The sequence below is a fragment of the Dietzia sp. B19 genome (assembly GCF_014145155.1).
GTDB classification, from domain to species: Bacteria; Actinomycetota; Actinomycetes; order Mycobacteriales; family Mycobacteriaceae; genus Dietzia; species Dietzia natronolimnaea.
This window is the reverse complement of record NZ_JAALED010000482.1, coordinates 1-1,794: the sequence shown is the minus strand read 5'-3', so window position 1 is coordinate 1,794 and position 1,794 is coordinate 1. Positions and strand designations below refer to the sequence as shown.

The window sequence follows — 1,794 nt, the reverse complement described above, 5'->3', positions numbered from 1 at the left end:
TCCTGCCGCAGCCGCTTGAACACCTCCCAGGTCCCGATGGCCACGGCACCGGCCGCGACCAGGTACCAGGCCCTGGGGTTGAACGCGATACTCGCGATCACCAGAGCCCCGAGCCCGCCGCCCACCGGGATGGCGCGGGTCAGGTCCCTTCCCGCCCGCGACGGCGGAGCCGCGGCCGCGGCTGTGGGCCCGGGTGGGCCGGGCGGGGCGGTGTCCACGGCATTCTCCTCGAGTCTCGGGGGTGGGTCGGCGGGTGCTGGGAGATCAGACCTCCATCAACTCGCCTTCCTTGGCCTTGACGAGCTCGTCCACGTCGGCCACGTACCGATGGGTGAGCTTGTCGAGTTCCTTCTCGGCGGCGTTGACCTCGTCCTCGCCGGCCTCGCCGTCCTTGACGATGCGCTTGAGCTCGTCCATCGCCTTACGCCGGACACCTCGGAGCGCGATACGACCGTCCTCGGCCTTCGACTTGGCCTGCTTGACCAGATCGCGCCGGCGCTCCTCGGTGAGCTGTGGGACCGTCACGCGCAGAACCTGGCCGTCGTTGGTCGGGTTGACGCCGAGATCCGAGTTCCGGATGGCGTTCTCGATCGGACCGATCTGGGACATCTCGTACGGCTTGATGATGAGCATCCGGGGCTCGGGCACCGCGATACTCGCCATCTGGGTGATGGGGGTCAGGGTCCCGTAGTACTCGCAGAGCACCCGGTTGAACATGCCGGGGTTGGCGCGACCGGTACGGATGGCGGCGAGCTCGTCACGGACGTGCTCCACGGCCTTCTCCATCTTCTCCTCGGCCTCGAGCAGGGTGTCGTCGATCATGTGTTGCCTTCCGTTCTCTACGTGGATGAGGGGCGCGGATCCCGCGCCTCAGGCCGGGCTGCTGACCAGGGTCCCGATCTCCTCACCGGCGACGGCGCGCGCGATGTTGCCCTCGGTGAGGAGGTTGAAGACCAGGATGGGCATCTTGTTGTCCATGCAGAGGCTGAACGCGGTCGTGTCGGCGACCTTCAGTCCCCGTTCCAGGCACTCGCGGTGCTCGATCCGTGCGAAGAGTTCGGCGTCGGGGTTGGTCCGCGGGTCGTCGGAGTAGACCCCGTCGACGGCCTTGGCCATCAACAGCACCTCGGCCTTGATCTCGAGCGCCCGTTGGGCGGCTGTCGTGTCGGTGGAGAAGTAGGGCATTCCCATGCCCGCGCCGAAGATCACCACACGCCCCTTCTCCAGATGCCTCTCGGCACGAAGGGGGATGTACGGTTCCGCGACCTGACCCATGTGGATGGCGGTCTGCACCCGCGTGGACACGCCCTCCTGCTCGAGGAAGTCCTGCAGCGCCAGACAGTTCATGACGGTGCCGAGCATCCCCATGTAGTCGCTCCGTGCGCGGTCGAGGCCACGCTGCTGCAACTGGGCGCCGCGGAAGAAGTTCCCGCCGCCGATGACGATCGCGATCTGCGCGCCCGTGCGGGACACCTCGGCGATCTGCCTGGCGACCGACTGGACCACATCGGGGTCGATCCCCACGCCGCCCCCGCCGAACATCTCTCCGCCCAGCTTGAGCATCACACGCTTGTAGCCGTCCCGCGGGTCGGTCATCGCTCTCCTCGTCCCGGACGGATCACGCCCGTCTCGTGCGTCAACGCCCCCGACGTCGTCGTCGAGAGGCCGTACGGCCCTTGGTGGGACCTCGTCTATTCTGCCCTATCGCGACCGCCGCCACACCGCAGCCCGCGCGCCCGCGTACGGGGCCGGTCGGACACGCGCCGACGGCGGCACCCGGGAGTCCGGGTGCCG

The 1,794-nt window shown here is 68.3% G+C and carries 2 protein-coding genes and 1 pseudogene; all 3 read right to left on the bottom strand.

The window, feature by feature from the left end; translation table 11 throughout:
* Positions 1-218, bottom strand: a pseudogene (locus G6020_RS17175) (phosphatidate cytidylyltransferase); the annotation flags it as partial.
* 46 nt (positions 219-264) lie between these two features.
* On the bottom strand, positions 265-822 hold the full coding sequence (gene frr / locus G6020_RS13310) for a ribosome recycling factor (protein ID WP_182610948.1): 558 nt from the start codon (positions 820-822) through the stop codon (positions 265-267).
* 48 nt (positions 823-870) lie between these two features.
* On the bottom strand, positions 871-1,596 hold the full coding sequence (gene pyrH / locus G6020_RS13305; RefSeq protein WP_179525457.1) for a UMP kinase: 726 nt from the start codon (positions 1,594-1,596) through the stop codon (positions 871-873).
* Positions 1,597-1,794: the final 198 nt, after the last annotated feature.

Coding starts and splice junctions, on each gene's coding strand:
- frr (WP_182610948.1), bottom strand. CDS start 822: ATGATCGACGACACCCTGCTCGAGGCCGAGGAGAAGATGGAGAAGGCC.
- pyrH (WP_179525457.1), bottom strand. CDS start 1,596: ATGACCGACCCGCGGGACGGCTACAAGCGTGTGATGCTCAAGCTGGGC.